This window comes from Candidatus Laterigemmans baculatus, assembly GCF_010367455.1.
GTDB lineage: Bacteria > Planctomycetota > Planctomycetia > Pirellulales > Pirellulaceae > Laterigemmans > Laterigemmans baculatus.
The window spans coordinates 55353-70463 of sequence record NZ_WRPR01000149.1 but is presented as its reverse complement, the minus strand read 5'-3'; the positions used below and the strand labels follow the sequence as shown (position 1 = coordinate 70463).

Annotated in this window: 13 protein-coding genes; 6 read left to right on the top strand and 7 right to left on the bottom strand. The window is 63.5% G+C overall.

Going from position 1 to position 15111, the window contains the following annotated elements; all coding sequences use genetic code 11:
* Positions 1–433: 433 nt before the first annotated feature.
* On the bottom strand, positions 434–1246 hold the full coding sequence (locus GNK13_RS21250) for a DUF1570 domain-containing protein (RefSeq protein ID WP_235935389.1): 813 nt from the start codon (positions 1244–1246) through the stop codon (positions 434–436).
* Positions 1247–1251: 5 nt separating this feature from the next.
* A complete protein-coding gene (locus GNK13_RS21245) occupies positions 1252–2040 on the bottom strand; it encodes a tyrosine-protein phosphatase (protein ID WP_164104641.1) in 789 nt (262 codons plus the stop codon).
* Between the two features lie 274 nt (positions 2041–2314).
* Here GNK13_RS21245 and GNK13_RS21240 point away from each other — a divergent pair, with 274 nt between their 5' ends.
* The gene (locus GNK13_RS21240; protein ID WP_164104640.1) at positions 2315–3142 is read left to right on the top strand and encodes a serine/threonine-protein kinase; all 828 of its coding nucleotides are present in this window, start codon (positions 2315–2317) and stop codon (positions 3140–3142) included.
* Between the two features lie 92 nt (positions 3143–3234).
* Here GNK13_RS21240 and GNK13_RS21235 read toward each other — a convergent pair whose 3' ends face one another.
* The 3 genes from GNK13_RS21235 to GNK13_RS21225 all read right to left on the bottom strand — a co-directional run bounded on the left by GNK13_RS21235 (position 3235) and on the right by GNK13_RS21225 (position 6218).
* The gene (locus GNK13_RS21235; RefSeq protein WP_164104639.1) at positions 3235–3891 is read right to left on the bottom strand and encodes a hypothetical protein; all 657 of its coding nucleotides are present in this window, start codon (positions 3889–3891) and stop codon (positions 3235–3237) included.
* Between the two features lie 144 nt (positions 3892–4035).
* Positions 4036–5052: an ABC transporter substrate-binding protein gene (locus GNK13_RS21230; RefSeq protein WP_164104638.1), complete on the bottom strand. Its 1017-nt coding sequence runs from the start codon at positions 5050–5052 to the stop codon at positions 4036–4038.
* A gap of 110 nt (positions 5053–5162) precedes the next feature.
* On the bottom strand, positions 5163–6218 hold the full coding sequence (locus GNK13_RS21225) for a DUF6666 family protein (protein WP_164104637.1): 1056 nt from the start codon (positions 6216–6218) through the stop codon (positions 5163–5165).
* Positions 6219–6717: 499 nt separating this feature from the next.
* Between GNK13_RS21225 and hisF the strand changes: the two genes are divergently transcribed.
* The 3 genes from hisF to GNK13_RS21210 all read left to right on the top strand — a co-directional run bounded on the left by hisF (position 6718) and on the right by GNK13_RS21210 (position 10209).
* Entirely contained in the window at positions 6718–7491 is a 774-nt protein-coding gene (gene hisF, locus GNK13_RS21220; protein WP_164104636.1) for an imidazole glycerol phosphate synthase subunit HisF, read from the top strand.
* A 180-nt stretch (positions 7492–7671) separates the two neighbouring features.
* Positions 7672–8808 carry a type IV pilus twitching motility protein PilT gene (locus GNK13_RS21215; RefSeq protein ID WP_164104648.1) on the top strand — a complete coding sequence of 379 codons (1137 nt, stop codon included), beginning with the start codon at positions 7672–7674 and terminating at the stop codon, positions 8806–8808.
* 51 nt (positions 8809–8859) lie between these two features.
* Positions 8860–10209, top strand: a complete 1350-nt coding sequence (locus tag GNK13_RS21210; protein WP_164104635.1) for an ATPase, T2SS/T4P/T4SS family — start codon at positions 8860–8862, stop codon at positions 10207–10209.
* Between the two features lie 332 nt (positions 10210–10541).
* On the opposite strand, the gene GNK13_RS21205 is transcribed toward GNK13_RS21210, so the two are convergent.
* On the bottom strand, positions 10542–11555 hold the full coding sequence (locus tag GNK13_RS21205; RefSeq protein ID WP_164104634.1) for a DUF6807 domain-containing protein: 1014 nt from the start codon (positions 11553–11555) through the stop codon (positions 10542–10544).
* 209 nt (positions 11556–11764) lie between these two features.
* On the opposite strand from GNK13_RS21205, the gene GNK13_RS21200 reads away from it, so the two are divergent.
* A complete protein-coding gene (locus tag GNK13_RS21200; RefSeq protein ID WP_164104633.1) occupies positions 11765–12727 on the top strand; it encodes a hypothetical protein in 963 nt (320 codons plus the stop codon).
* A gap of 111 nt (positions 12728–12838) precedes the next feature.
* Positions 12839–13396: a hypothetical protein gene (locus GNK13_RS21195; RefSeq protein WP_164104632.1), complete on the top strand. Its 558-nt coding sequence runs from the start codon at positions 12839–12841 to the stop codon at positions 13394–13396.
* 334 nt (positions 13397–13730) lie between these two features.
* Here the strand turns inward: GNK13_RS21195 and GNK13_RS21190 are convergent, their stop codons facing one another.
* On the bottom strand, positions 13731–14897 hold the full coding sequence (locus tag GNK13_RS21190) for a type III PLP-dependent enzyme (protein ID WP_164104631.1): 1167 nt from the start codon (positions 14895–14897) through the stop codon (positions 13731–13733).
* Positions 14898–15111 lie beyond the last annotated feature (214 nt).

Sequence of the window (15111 nt, the reverse complement as noted above, 5' to 3'; positions counted from 1 at the left end):
GCGACTGCTTTTTAAAACACAGTCGCCTTCGGCTTGCCGTTAAACGACTTGGTAGCCAACTGCTGGGCACTGCTGACTTTATGGCAATTCAGCGCAAGAAAGTGGCGCTGTCCAGCTAGAAGAGCCACAGAAGACTGCGCCCCCTTACCCTCCCCCCGGGAGGGTCGCGAGGAACGAGCGGGGAGGGGCCGGTAGACGCTCGCGAGATGAGTGCGTGCGACCCTTTTTCCTCAATGAATTGGCTTGCTTCCTAACGGCTCCATTGAGAGTTTGCGCCGAAACCCATTGCCCTCCCCGGGCCTAAGAGCCCGACCCTCCCGCAAGCGAGAGGGTGCGCTCCAGTACCCAGGGCGGCACTCGGCGGCTTCGCCGCGACGCTCTGCCCTGGGCTGTTCTGTTTAAGCCCTGCGGGGTGAAGTGCCGCAGAGCTGACTTAGAAGGCGGCCCGAAAGTGCTTCAGGTACCGCTGCTGATAATCGGGCACCCCGGCAGCAATGCGTCGCGACAAAGGCCCTGGCGGTGACTGGGCCTGCAACTCCGCCAGGAAGCGGAGGAGGACCTGCCGGGATTCCTCGCTCTCATGCAGCAGGAAATGAACCCAGCTCCATGCGTCGCGGTATTCCCCGGCCCCCATCGCAGAAAGATCGCTAAGATCATCGAGGGCGACCAGGTCAGGCACCTGCCCAATCAGCGCTCGCAGACGCACGATCTTCAAATGCGGGCTCTTCCCCGGGCGATCAGCCGAGCTCACCTCAAAGTACTCGGCGAGCCCTTCGTCCAGCCACAGCGGCACGTAGGGAAGCGACGCATTCAGCATCGCATGGGTCGTTTCATGCCTCAGATCGACCGCCATTTCATGACTGTCGTAGGCAAACACCATCCCAGGCCCCCGCCGCTTGATGAACAGCGCACGACGATCGGGGATGCCCGGAAAATGCTTGCGCAAGTAGCTGCGATAGCGACTACTCGTAGCAAACAAGATTAAATGAATTCGCTCTCGAGCGATCGTAATACCGAGGGAACTTTCAAGATCCCCCCGCAACCGCTGGAGGTCGTCGATCAGGTCGACCCTCTCGCGAAAGTCAAAGTCGGAGTGAATCGAAAAATCTCCGACCTGCCACTCGTAAGGCCATTTCGGCGCGGGCCGCACCGACGACTCGGCTCCAGTCGCCAAGCTCGAAGCCAGGGGGCAGGAGGCGGCCAATGCGAGTGCACTGGACCGCAACAGGAAACCGCGGCGATTCATTCGGTTCACGCAGCACGCTTTCCGAACCATCGAGACCAGAATCCGCCGCGGCGAACCATAGGAAGCTCGGGACAGGAGCGGCCGGCAGCAATGGCAGCTGGATTCTCGACACAGACCGCCTCGGCATATGCGACTCCAGCCAACTCCACGACGCGCCGTTTCGCATCGACAATCCGTGGCCTTCGGCTCCGTGGGCTATGTGCGTCGGTCGCGAGGAAATGGACCCAACCGTTCTGGACCATCATCTCCGAAAACCGCTGGGGTGCGGCCCCGAAGGTTCCAATGAGGCTGTCGGCCGTGATCTGCATCAAGCAACCACCCGCAACCAAGCTGGGAATCAAGTCGGGACGGCGCAAAATCCCCTGATTCCTCTCGGGATGACTCAAAATTCCGACCATCCCCAACTGGCTCAACTGGCCGAGGACGGGCTCCAGGGGAAAGTACAACTCGTGCGGCAACTCGAGCAACACATGCCGCCGATGATCGCCGAGCGACAGACAGTCGCCGGAGCGGAGCCGATCGATCATGTCGCTGTCGATCCGCACGTCTGCTCCTGGAAGAACCCGGAGCGGGATATTGGCCTGATTCAGCCGCAGCTGAAACTCGTGGGTCAACTGGCGGATCGTCGCGCCGCGGTTGTGAGTATTGGCCCCCAGCTGATGGGGCGTGACGATGGCTGTCACAATCCCCTCCGCAACGGCCTGCTGAGCCATATGCAACGACTCTTCCCACGATTTGGCCCCGTCATCGATCCCCGGGAGCAAATGGCAGTGGATATCGGTGGCTGCTCCCATGGCGCTTGTGCTCCTGCTCGGTCCATCGCGTTTGAAATCGGCCCGCCCCTCCCACAGGGCGCCTCCGCCGGTTGTCCCACGATGGACCGAGAGAAGTCAACGCCGATCCACTCCTGGGTATCCCCACACGCGAGAGAAGCATGGGTGGCCCCACTCTGGAAGAGGCTGCGGGTGAGGGGGAGTTTGCGGGTTGTCGGGGGCGGTCTGATCGGGCTGGGGCGGTCCGACCGATTTTGATCGTTAGTCGCTACGCTCTTGTCCCTCGAGGATCCGCATGTTCACGCACTACCCGGCCCAGAGCCAGAACGACCCGCGTCCGCTCGCTCGCCCTCAGACGGTCGGGATCTGGAGGCTGACCGGGCAAATCCACGCGGGACAGTGGTGCGACATCTACGCGGCCCAACCCGCCGACGCCGTCGGTAGTCCACGCAGCGACTACGCCGTCAAGATCGCACGGCTGCCAAACTACGAAGACCCCGAAGCGACCCGGCAGATCCGCATCGAAGCGGCCGCCCGCGTCCGCCACCCCAATGTCGTTCCGTTGCTCGACGGGCAACTCGAAGCCGCCCGACCCTACCTCGTCATGCCCCGGCTCGAAGGCAGAACCCTCGCCCAGGCGATCGAAGCCTCTCCCCCTCATCCATTGCCGATCGCCCTCTGGTGGGCCCGCCAATCCGCACAAGGACTCGCGGCGCTGCACGCCGCCGGCTGGATTCATGGTGACCTCAAACCCACTAACGTCATGGTCGACCCGCGCGGTCACCTGACCCTGATCGACCTCGGCTTGGCCCACCGCATCGGCCACGGAACCGGGAACGTCTTCCGCGGATCGCCCCAGTTCAGCGCCCCCGAAGTCCTCAACGGTGGGAGCCTGATCCACGGAGCCGTCGACATCTACTCGTTGGGCAAAATCCTCGAGCAAATGCTCCCCAAAACGCACATGCCCGAAGCGGTCCGCGAACTCCTCACGGCCATGATCCACCACGACGCACGGCTTCGTCCCACTGCTGCCAATTTGGCCGAGAGCCTGCTCAAGCTCGAAATCGAAACGCTGCACCTGCACATCCAACCGCAGGATGCATTCGTCCGCAGAGCCGCCTAAGCCGCCGGGCGAGGCCCCGCCAAAACCTCAAAAGACACCCTCCCCGCGGGAGGGTCGCGAGGACGCAGCGAAACCGTTTGCGGAAGAATCGTTTAACGGCAAGCCGCAGGCGCCTGCTTTTCAAACACAGTCGCCTTCGGCTTGCCGTTAAACGACTGCGCCACCAACGACGACAGCAGAACGAAATAATAGCCATCGAGCTCAGCGAGCTCCTCGAAGCACGCGTGGTGAGCCACCGGGAGCAGCTCCTTGTCGAACAGTGCTCCTGCAATCACGAATGCGCCACCGACCATCAAAATGTATCCGGCCGGCGAGAAGATGCAGTGCCTGAAGGCGGGCAGCTCTTCCTTTAGATTCCGGGCGATCGCGACCGCCAAGGCTGCCCACGCCAGAAGGAGCATCAGGTTGCGCCCCATCCCGCTCCCGAGCATCACCACGATCGCAGGAAGCTGATAATACTGGACGTCGACTTCCCGCAGGAAAAAGCTCACGCAGAGCAGCGAACCGGTGAGGAATGCAAGCCGCAACTCTTTCTCCGCTGCGAACGCCAGCGTCAAATAGACCACGCCGGCAAGCACGAGAAAGGCCGCTTGCAGGCTCTCGAGGAGCTCCCCTTCGCTGTACAACTCCGACCAGCCGAGGGCGAACACCAGATACGCGGTGCAAGCATTGCCGAACAGGGCGATCGACAGGACGCAGCCCCAAAAAAGCGGGCTTAGGAATCGCGGGCCCGACAAGTTCCTGTACATCGATCGTCCTTGATCTCGAGTCGCGTGGGGGGCAGAACAAAGAGCGCCACCCACCGCGGCGATGCGAGCCGGAAGGGCAGTACGGACCTGCGTCCGATGATGACGCCGCCCGCGGCGGACGGTCAACACCAATCGGCCACCTCGCTAGGGAAGCGTCAGAAATTCCGTGGTGAAGCAATCGCTCGCTTGCACCTTCGCTGGATCGACCAGCTCGAGCTCCGCCATCTGATCGATCAGCATCTGCCAACGCTCGAGGGTCATCTTGCCGACCTCCGCCCGCGAAAATCCCTCCGGCAGCGCCAGCTCCCGAAGCCCCTCGCTGCCGAACTCCAAAACCTCGGCCGTCATGCCGTGCCGGTTCGCTGCGAGGATTGCGGCGTTCCCCTCCGCCGGGTCCTCCAAGTACTGCTGCCATCCCCGCTGCGTGGCCGAGACGACGCGGCGGACCAGGTCCGGCTGCTCGCGAATCATCCCGCCGGTCGTCACCAGCACGCTGCTGTACGGATTCCAGCCGAGGTCGGATAGCATCAATGTGCGAACCTCCACCCCTTGCTGCTCGGCCAACAACGGTTCGGCAAACGAGTAGGCCTGGATTGCCGTGTCTTTCGACGTCACCAGTTCGGCAACGGAGCCGGCATAGGGAACTTCCCGCACCCCTTCGAGCAGTCCGCGGCTCCGCAGGAACGCGAGGAAGGGCCGTCCGGCTTGCCGCTGCAGCGTCATTCCCCGCAGCTGCTCGAAACTCTCGACCCTCGAATCGGCCCGCACCAGAATGCAGCGAGGGTGGTTCTGCATCGCCGCCAACACGGCGACCACGTCGACCCCTTCCTGGCGAAACAGCACCACGTCGTCGGCATTCGCAAAAGCGAATTCGATCCGTCCCATCGCCAGTTCCGGGGCGACCCGCGTCCCTTGGCCCCCTGGGCGGATCGCCACGTCGACCCCCGCCGCCGAGTAGAGACCGGCCGCTTGAGCCGCGTAGACGCCACCGTGCTCCGACTCGGGGTACCAGTTCAGCTGGATGGTCACCCGAGGCAGCGACGCCCCATCGGCTTCCTCCCTTCCCCCTTCGGAGGAGGTGGAAGAGCGATTGCACCCCGCCGCCAGTAAGGCAAGAAACAAAACTGCAGCGGCGGTGACTCGGCGTGACTTCTCGCTCATCGACCCATGCTCATCGGCAGACGGCTCTCGGGACGGGACCGGCGGGGAACGCCACCGATCGCAAACACCGGTGGCTGCTCAGCGAGTTTAGCCGATCGCCGAAAACGCGACTATTGGCGGTCGAACAGGAAGGTCCCGTTGTCGGCGACATCCATCAGCGGCCGTTGGTAGCGGGTCGCGCTGCAGCCGCCACAGGGATACCAGACGAAGGCCAACGCCAAGTTCCAGCTCTCGTCCTGATGATCCAGCCGCGAACTGCTCTCCTCGGGCACCAGGTAAGTGACGCCGCTGCGAAGCGTCAGCCCGGACCGCAGCGGCAGCTCCAGCGACGCGCCGAGCAGACCGTCGTCGTCACCACTGAGCCCCGCGAAAGCCTCAGCGAATCCACCTCCATGAAAATGGCGACGGTAGAAAAGGCGGTTCTGATTGATCACCTCCATCTCCACCCGGTCCGCGACAGCCGCCCCGTCCTCAAGGATCACCGACCGCGACGCGTCGTCTGTGAGCCCCGCCATGTAGCCAAAGCCAAACTCGTTGCAGCGGGCCGTCCTCCAGCTGATCTCGCCACGCAACTGGCTGAGGTTCAGCTCCGCGTACCAATCGTCGTGCAGAAAGTCGGCGACCACACCTCCCTGCAGCCCGAAGTCGACGCGGCGGAAAAAGCCGCCGGTCAAGAACACCTGCCGCCGCGACGCATCGGTGAAGTCGGCACCCGCAAAGTTGCTGACCGCTCCCCGCACTCCCAGCTGCATCGACGCTTGTTCGTCGAGCACCGCCAACGGCCGCGTGAAATTCATCCCATACTGCGCGCCGAAGCTCGAGGAGCCGCGAAACTCCTCGCGCTCACTCTCCAAGGCCGCATAGTTGGCTTGGCCAGCGAAACTCTGCACCCCTGCAAAAAATTCCGAGCGACACCAGTGGACGCGGGGCACCGGCAGACACAAGAACGTGAACTCGCCCTGCGGGTTCGCGGCCGCGCAGCTCCCATCCTGACCGGGCTGCCAACCCGCGCGGCCCCCCGTGATTTCGCGACCGCCCAGGCTCGCTCCTTCGAGGCCGCAGCCGACCTCGCCCGCGGCGGCGTCCTCAGCCCCACACCCCAGGCAGAACTCGGCCCCGCAGCCGATGCGGTTTCCCGCCCCGGCGTAAAGACTGCTACAGTGCAAAACGCAAAACAGCAGCAAGCAGACCCCCGCAGCGAATCTGCGTTGTGAAGGAACGGCAGCGCGGCATGGCGGCGAGTGCATGAGGCTTGGGTAACCCGGTTCTGGAGAGGCTCTGAGAACGGTATCGGCCATCCCCGCCCGGTGGGATCAGTAAAGTTTGCACAACCGGAAAACTCCTCCTCATCGACCCCCTTTTCTCACAACGCCCGCCCCAGCCGCCGCCAGCTCTCACGCTCAGCCGCCGGAGCCGCCGATCTCCCTGGCATCCGGGTGCCCCGCGGTAGGCCCAGAAAACACAAGCGTCACCCGCCCCCTGGGAGGGTGTTGGTGGTGCCTTTTTTTTCTTCGACTTGTGTAGAGAGCAGGGCCCGGGGGGCGGGTATCGAAAGAGGCTCCTGCCTGCTCCCAACATCGCCCCGGCTGTCAAGCGACTGCCGATTCTTTACCTTGAACTCCGCTCGTACGATACTGTTTTGCGTCTTTTCCTCGGCTGTTACCGATGCTTGCCAAACGTGTGATTCCCTGTCTCGACGTCGATCACGGCCGCGTGGTCAAAGGGACGAATTTCGTCAATCTGCGGGACGCGGGCGATCCGGTCGAAGTCGCGCGGCGGTACGAGGCCGAGGGGGCGGATGAACTGGTCTTCCTCGACATCGGGGCTTCGCACGAGGACCGGGCGATCATGATCGACGTCGTGCGGCGAACGGCCGAGCAGGTCTTCATGCCGCTGACCGTCGGCGGCGGGATCCGCACGATCGAGGATGTCCGGGCGCTGCTGCAGGCGGGCAGTGACAAGGTGTCCATCAATTCCGCGGCGGTGACCGATCCCGAGTTCGTCCGGCGGGCCGCCGAGCGGTTCGGATCGCAGTGCATCGTCGTCAACATCGATCCGAAACGGGTGGTCCGCGAGGGGCGGGAAGTGTGGGAAGTGCACATCAACGGGGGCCGCAAGCCGACGGGGCTCGAAGCGGTCGCTTGGGCCCGCGAGGTCGAACGCCTCGGTGCGGGCGAGATCGTGTTAACCAGCATGGACGCCGACGGTACTTGCGACGGCTACGACTTGCCGGTCACCGCGGCAATCTCCGCAGCGGTCCGCATCCCGGTGGTCGCCAGCGGCGGAGCGGGGAAACCGGAGCACTTGGTCGACGCGATCCTCAAAGGCAAAGCGGATGCGGCACTGGCGGCCAGCATTTTCCACTTCGGCCACTATACAATCGAAGAGACCAAGCGAACGATGGCCGCCGCCGGGATCCCCGTGCGGCTGCCCGTCTGAGCGGGCTGCGCGACTGAGCGGGCTGCGCGACTAGCGGCGGTCTGTGAGGCCAGCGGCAGTTGGTGAGGCACGATTCCCCCCCCTTTTCTGAAGATATAGGCAGCGATGTCCAGCGCCACGAAATCCAGCGGATCAGCGAGCAACGGTGCGGCCTCGGCGGGAGGCACTGCGGACGAGACGATGGATCGGCTCAAGGCGAGCCTGCTCGTCGAGCGCAAAGAGCTCGAAGTCGACAAGATTTTCCGGGCCCTCGTCAAACTCGACGGCTCCGACTTGCACCTCAAGGTGGGCAATCCGCCGATGGTCCGCGTCGGCGGCGAACTCCGTCCGCTGAACCGCCCTCCGATCGACAACGAGGAGATGGTGCGGTTGCTGGTCCCAATGATGGACGAGCGGAACCGGCGGATTTTCGAGGAAGAAGGGGGAGCCGACTTCGCCTACATCTGCAACGTCGATGGCGTCTCCTGGCGGTTCCGGATCAACATGCTCAAGCAACTCGGCAAGATTGGGCTGGTGGCGCGGCGAGTCAATAACTTCATCCCCAACTTCGAAGGACTCTACCTGCCCCCGGTCATGGAATCGCTGTGCCACTTCGACCAGGGCATGATCCTGCTGGCCGGCGTCACGGGCTCGGGAAAATCGACCACGATCGCTTCGATGCTGAACTACATCAACAGCATCTATCGCAAGCACATCCTGACGCTCGAGGACCCGATCGAATTCGTCTACACCGAAGACAAGTGTCTGATCAACCAACGCGAGATCGGTCAGGACGTGAAGGATTTTGGGATTGGAATGAAGCACGCGGTGCGTGAAGACCCGGACATCATCCTCGTCGGCGAGTTGCGTGACGAAGAGACGTTCATGACGGCGATCCACGCGGCCGAGACGGGGCACTTGGTGTTCGGCACGATCCACGCCTCGAGCGCCTCGACGACGATCGGCCGTATTCTGGACTTGTTCCCTGAAGAGATGCACGGGGCGATTCGTAGCGCGATCGCCTTCAACATGAAAGGGATCGTGGCTCAGAAGCTGTTGCGGAGCATCAAGCCGGGCGTCTCTCGCGTGCCGACGGTGGAAGTCATGACGTTCTCGCCGATGATCCGCAAACTCGTTCTCGAGGGCAAAGATGAAAAGCTGCCCGACGCGATCCGGATCGGTGCCGAGGACGGCATGCAGGACTTCACGATGAGCCTCAAGCAGTTGATCGACGATGAGTTGATCGACCGTCCCACGGCGTTCGCCGTTGCGCCGAACAAGGACGCGCTGAAGATGGCGCTCAAAGGCATCGACGTCAAAGCGCCGGGTATCATCTGATCGATTTGATCGCGCGTCGATCCCGCATCTCCCTGACTCTCACCGAAGCTGATGATTAGAAAGAAAAAGCAGGCTGTCGAAGATCTCCAGCCGTGGCAATTGTTCCCGCCGGCCGAGATCAGTCCGGCGCTCAAGGACAAAACCGCCGAGCAGTCGCTGTTGATCCAGGCCCGGCAGGCTCCCGGATTTCCGGTCGCCGCCGGACAGATCGCCCACGCGATGGCCTCGCGGGCCACCCACGCGCTGCTCGATTACACCCAGCAGGGAGTCGGCATCCGCTATCAGATCGATGGGCTCTGGGAGCCGATCCCGCCGCTCGACCGGGAAGCGGGGGACGCGATGTTGGTCGCACTCAAAACCCTCTGCAGTCTCAATCCTCAGGACCGCCGCTCGGCCCAATCGGGTCAGTGGAAGATCAAGGTGGGACGCGACAAGTTCACCGGGACTCTGCAGAGCCAAGGGGTGCCGACCGGTGAACGGGTGCTGCTGAAGATTGAACCCGACGCGATGCCGTTTACGACGCTCGCCGATCTCGGGATGCGGGAGAAGATGATCGAGTCCTATCGGGGGCTGCTCAACGGCTCCGAGGGAATGGTGGTCGTCAGCGCTCCCAAAGGCTTGGGGCTGACGACGAGTTGGCAAATCTCACTCAACGCCGCCGATAAATTCGTCCGCGACTTTCAGTCGATCGAGCCCCAATCGCGGCCCGAGCCCGAGACGATCAACATCAACCAAAACTTCTACGATCCGCAGGAAGGGCCGACGCCGAGCGAACTGCTCCGCCGCATGCTGCTCAAGGAACCCGACGTCTTCCTGTTGCCGGAGATCCCCGACGAAGAGTCGCTCAAGACGATTTGCGAGCAGGTCAAACTGCACGACAAACATGTTTACGTGCGGATGGTCGCCGGCGACGCGGTCGAAGCGGCGGCCCGGTTGGTCGGCCAGTACCGCGGGGCGGCCAAGTCGATCACGGCGATCCTGCAAGGCGTCCTCAACCAGCGGATCGCCCGCCGATTGTGCGAAAACTGCAAACAAGGTTTTCAGCCCCCGCCGGCGCTACTTCAAAAGCTGGGGATTCCGGCCGGCCGCGTGACGATGCTCTACCAGCCCTTCGTCCCGCCGCCGATCGAGCAACAGGTGGACGAAAAAGGGCGGCCTGCCCCGATCCCGCCCTGCCCGCAGTGCAACGGCCGCGGCTACTATGGACGGATCGGAATTTTTGAGCTGCTGACCCCCGGTCCCAAATTGCTCGACGCGCTGCACAAGACGCAGGACCTCCAAAAGCTGCGCGCCGTCGCCGCCTCGGAAGGACACCGCGGGCTGCAGGCCGAAGCGGTCCTGACAGTCGCCCGCGGGCTCACCAGCCTCGACGAACTGAAGCGGGTGTTTTCCGGCAAGTAGCGGACGCGGCGGGGGAGTGCTACGAGCGCGAAATTCACCCTCCCCCCGGGAGGGTCGGGCTCTGAGGCCCGGGGAGGGCTTCAGTCTTTTGAGCCGCAGGCGCTAGCCTCGGGTGAGCCGCAGGCGCTAGCCTCGGGTGAGCCGCAGGCGCTAGCCTCGGGTGAGCCGCAGGCGCTAGCCTCGGGCCTCGCAGCCCCGGAATTTTCGCTGCAGCACCCGCGGCTAGCGCCGTCGGCTCAGGGTTTTCTGACAGCGCTTAGCGACTGAGCCCTCCCCGCTCGTTCCTCGCGACCCTCCCGGGGGGAGGGTGACGGAATGATCGCGCTCCGCTGTCACTCCGTCGCTTCGTAGCGTTTCCAGGCCTGGGCAATTTGAGCCTGTTCGCTGTCGCCGCGGTGCAGCACGACGCGGTAGCGGAGCCGCAGCGAGTCGCCGGCCTCGAGCCGCACGCCGTCGGTCGGCTCGCCGCCGGTAAAGTGGTACTGGCCGAACGGGTTGGCTGCGAACAAGCCGTAGGAACGGACGTGCCAGCGGTTGGGGAATCCGAAGCTCGACGGGTGGTTCATGATCGTGACGCCGTACGTCTTGCCGTCGATCGGTCCGACGTAATCGACCCACTCGGCCTCGGTTCCCCAGGCTTTCGCATCTTTGACGCCGCGGCTGGTCAGGATGCTTCCACCCGGCTCGGCGTCCAGCTTCATCGTCCCGGCGAGCCGGAGCCCGAACGAGCCTTCTTTGGTGTCGCCGAAGTGGACCGGACCGTCGGTCGCTTTCAAGGTGATATCGACGTCGATGTAGCGATGGCCGCCGTCGTCACCAAACACGAGCGTCCGCTCGTCGCTGAGCACGCGCTTGCCATCCGGGCCGACCCAATCGTTGGTGGTGGAAATTTTGGCGGTCGAGCCTTCCTCGACCGCGGTGAACTCGCGGTGCTTGGTCGTCCCCCCGTTCTCGGTTTCGGCCCAGAAGTCGATCCCGTTGACTTCCCCGTGGGTGAACCAGAACGAGCGATGGTGGATGTGATCCTCCCGCTCCTGTTCCTTGGTCGGTCCCATCGGGTAGGAGCGGGTCATCGCGACGCCGTCGGGGCCGATGACCGGCCACAGGATCGGTTTGCGGCCGCTGAGGGTGATGTACTCGGTGAGCAGTTCGCCGTCGCGGTAAACCGCCTTGCCTTCGGGAGTCGCTTTGACGGTGTACTGGGCCGCGGGGGAGTCACCGTTCGAAGACGCCCGATCGGACTCGCCGCGAGCGTGGGTGCTGGCGGTGCCAACCACCGCCAGCGTCAAACCGAGACCGAACGTGAAGAGACCACCGCGAGCGGCCTCCGAGAGACGGGTACGCATACGAATACTCCCAGGAAATCAAGGGAAGGGCGATAACTCAATGCTGTAAGCCTGACGGCGACGACTATACCCGAAACGCGGGGCTTCGAGCGCCGGCGAGCTGTTACTATACTCGAGCCCCCACCGCTTCCGGTGGCCCCTTCATGCTCAGTGCTTTGCCCGCTTCGCCGCCCCGTTCGCTTCGCCGCCCCAATTCCTGGAGCTCTTCGGTGCCACTGCTGATTGGAACGGACGAAGCAGGCTACGGCCCAACGCTCGGTCCGCTGGTAATCGTGGCCACGGTCTGGAAGACGCCCGAGGGCCGCTCGGTCGCCGACGCCTTTGCCCCATTCGAAGGCGGTTTGACGACCGAGGAGGGCGAGCGGTTGCCGATCGGCGACTCCAAGAAACTGTTCAACCCGCGCGCCGCCGGGAGCCTGGCGGGACTCGAATCGACGATCGCTGCCTTCGGTGCTTCCGCCTTTCGCGACCCGCACACGCTCGGCGACTTGCTCGCTCGTCTCTGCCCGGAGGATCACGCAGAGCTGAGCCGGTGCCCCTGGTCCGGCCGTCTGCAGGTCCCCTTTCCGCTCGCGGCTCCGAGCGACCGCACGCTCCGTCACCGGGAGTTGGTCGAGAAGGTTTTGGCGGAGTCTGGCCTGCAGCTCGTTGCCGTCGCCGCTCGCGTGATCGACGCCGGCCCCTTCAATCGGCTCTGCGAATCGCTGGGCAACAAAGCGTCGCTGCTGTCGGAGGCGACACTGCGACTTGCTAGCGAGCGGATCGATGCGGTTCCAGCCGAAGGGGAAGTGCACGTCTTCAGCGACCGCCACGGGGGACGCCACCGCTACGGCGGACTGCTGCAGCACACGCGGCCCGACGGCGGGCTGCGGATTTTGCGAGAAGGCTCGCCCGAAAGTCGCTATCACTTAGAGGAGGCGGAGCGGACGATCGATTGGCGTTTCACGGTCAAGGGGGATCGCTTCGTGCCGGTCGCGCTCGCCTCGATGATCGCCAAGTACCTTCGGGAGCGACTGATGGAACGGTTCAACGCTTTTTGGCAATCGCACCATGGCGAACCGTTGGTACCCACCGCCGGTTACCCGAGCGACGCCGGCCGTTTTTGCGAGCAGATTCAGCCCCTCGCCCGGCGGCTGGGAATCGACTCGGGATCTTACATTCGCAGCCGTTAGCGGTACGCTGTACGCGCGACTCTCGTGGAGACATCGCTCCGCCGGATGCGACCTACCTTTGCCACCTCTCCCACTCCCCCAAGCATTCTCAACTCACAAGGAATCGCCCCCATGTCTGCCACCTTCCAACCCGACGCCACTCCGCCGGCCAAGTCCACTTCGGGCCTGAAGATCGTCCTGATCGTGCTCGCCGTCCTGGCCTTGATCGGGCTCTTGATCTGCGGCGGCTTCGCGGCCTTGATCTACTTCGGCTGGAACCAAGCGCAGACGGCGATGGGCGAAGAGTTCAAACGCCAACTGCAGGGCAACCCGGTGATCGAACAGGAGCTGGGAGAGATTGAATCGATGTCGGTCAGCCTGGTGGAGACGGCCCAGCGGAACGAGAACAACACGGGGACTCCGGTGATGGTGCTGCACGTCGACGGCAGCCAAGCCGACGGCGTCCTGCTGGTCGAAACCTCGCCGCAAGGCAACAACCAGATTATCTCGGCCACGCTCGAGACCGAGGACGGACGCTCGATTCCCGTGCCGATCGAGAACACCGGAGATGACGGCGTCTTCGATGCCTCGGATATCGACGCCGGCGAACCGGTCGAGGTCGAACCGATCGAGGTCGAAGAGCCGCAAGTCGAAGGGGCGGAAGCCGAAGAAGCGGTCGAGGCCCGGTAGTCGCGTCACCCTCCCTCGGTGCACTGGTCTCTAGGCAAGTCGCACGACCTGTCATCACCCTCCCCCCGGGAGGGTCGAGCGTCAGCGAGGGGAGGGAGAGCAATCCCGAACGATAGCCCTACGTGAAACTCACCGTTGCGGAAACCCTCCCCGCTCGTTCCTCGCGACCCTCCCGGGGGGAGGGTGATGGCGGTGCCTTTTCTAGCTCTTGGACTTGTGTAGAGCCCAATGTTCGGGAGGAGGGTATCTGGACGCGACCCTACAAAAAAAACGGGACTTCCGCCGGCTTGGCGAAAGTCCCGTTTTTGTTGTTTGCTCGGCGGGACGTTGCCGCTCAGTCGATCGCGACCGAGCTAGCGACCGGCAGGCCGTTGAAGGGACAGGCGCTGGCGCCGGTGTAGGCTCCCATCGTGGGGACCAGCAACAGGTCGCCGATGTTCAACTCGGGCAGCAGCTGATCGCGAGAGACCACGTCGCTACTGTCACACGTCGGTCCGGCGACCACGCAGGGGCTGGTCGGCAGGCCAAACGGATTGTCCGCGAGCAGCTGGAAGTCGGTGTGGTCGAACGCCTTGCCCGAGAACGAGCCGTACAGGCCGTCGTCGATGAAGTACCACGCGGTGCCACTGCGGACGCTTTTGCCGATCACCCGAGTGATCAAGGTGACGCTCTCGGCACACAACCCGCGGCCCGGTTCAGCGATCAACCGCACCGGAAGATCGCCAAAGGTTGCTTGCAGTCCCCGCGAGACGGTCTGGCAGAACTCGGCCAGGAGCATCAACCGGTCGTCGCGATACGGGGCGGGAAAACCGCCGCCGATATCGAGCACTTCCAGTTCGAAGCCCAGCCGCAGCGCTTCATCCCACACTCGCCGCACTCCGGCCAGCGCCGCTTCGTAGTCCCCAGGGTTGAGGCACTGCGAACCGACGTGGAACGAGAATCCGCGAACGTTCAGCCCCCGGTGCCGGGCCTCGAGCAGCATCTCGATCGCTGAACTGAGTTCGGCGCCGAACTTGGCGGACAGATTGATCATGCTCGAGTCGGCCGAAACGGCCAATCGCAGGAGCAGATTCACGTCGGGGGTCAGCCGGGCGATTTTGTCCAATTCCGCCGGATTGTCGTAAACAAACCACCGCACGCCCTCGGCATAGCAGTCCAAGAGGTTGCGGTCGGTCTTACAGGGGTGCGTATGCAACATCGACTCGGGGGTGAAGCCGGCTTGGAGAGCCGCCTGAAGTTCCCCGTAGGAACAGACATCTACGCTGCAACCCTCTTCGCACAGGACCTTGAGGATGTGCGGATCGGGGTTGGCTTTCGCCGCGTAGAACAGCTCCACTCCCGGCAAATTCTCCCGCATCGTGCGGTAGGTTTCGATGACCCGGGATCGTGACACGACCAACAGCGGAGTTCCGTGCTGGTCACCCAACGCTCGTGCTTGATCAAAGTTCAGTACGGGCTGGGGCTGCCGCAACGTCGGCGGCGTCAGGATGTCGGTGAGCATACAGGTGGATGACCACCCCCTTAAGAAAATTTGGTTCGGACGATCTTCGAACGAGGTACACTTTCGGCTGCAATGACCGCGGAACTCGAGTTCCGGTTCAACCGAAAATTCCCGGTTCCGCGTAACGTGCGGCGGGCAACTTTTTCGCTGCCCTTCGACGCTGCGAGGCGGAAGATTACGACCGCCGGTTCCCGCCGTCTATCCGTCTTTTCAA

Excerpts from the sequence above, each read along its gene's own strand:
- GNK13_RS21250 (WP_235935389.1), bottom strand. The coding sequence starts at position 1,246 with ATGAATCGCCGCGGTTTCCTGTTGCGGTCCAGTGCACTCGCATTGGCC.
- GNK13_RS21245 (WP_164104641.1), bottom strand. The coding sequence starts at position 2,040 with ATGGGAGCAGCCACCGATATCCACTGCCATTTGCTCCCGGGGATCGAT.
- GNK13_RS21240 (WP_164104640.1), top strand. The coding sequence starts at position 2,315 with ATGTTCACGCACTACCCGGCCCAGAGCCAGAACGACCCGCGTCCGCTC.
- GNK13_RS21235 (WP_164104639.1), bottom strand. The coding sequence starts at position 3,891 with ATGTACAGGAACTTGTCGGGCCCGCGATTCCTAAGCCCGCTTTTTTGG.
- GNK13_RS21230 (WP_164104638.1), bottom strand. The coding sequence starts at position 5,052 with ATGAGCGAGAAGTCACGCCGAGTCACCGCCGCTGCAGTTTTGTTTCTT.
- hisF (WP_164104636.1), top strand. The coding sequence starts at position 6,718 with ATGCTTGCCAAACGTGTGATTCCCTGTCTCGACGTCGATCACGGCCGC.
- GNK13_RS21215 (WP_164104648.1), top strand. The coding sequence starts at position 7,672 with ATGGATCGGCTCAAGGCGAGCCTGCTCGTCGAGCGCAAAGAGCTCGAA.
- GNK13_RS21210 (WP_164104635.1), top strand. The coding sequence starts at position 8,860 with ATGATTAGAAAGAAAAAGCAGGCTGTCGAAGATCTCCAGCCGTGGCAA.
- GNK13_RS21205 (WP_164104634.1), bottom strand. The coding sequence starts at position 11,555 with ATGCGTACCCGTCTCTCGGAGGCCGCTCGCGGTGGTCTCTTCACGTTC.
- GNK13_RS21195 (WP_164104632.1), top strand. The coding sequence starts at position 12,839 with ATGTCTGCCACCTTCCAACCCGACGCCACTCCGCCGGCCAAGTCCACT.
- GNK13_RS21190 (WP_164104631.1), bottom strand. The coding sequence starts at position 14,897 with ATGCTCACCGACATCCTGACGCCGCCGACGTTGCGGCAGCCCCAGCCC.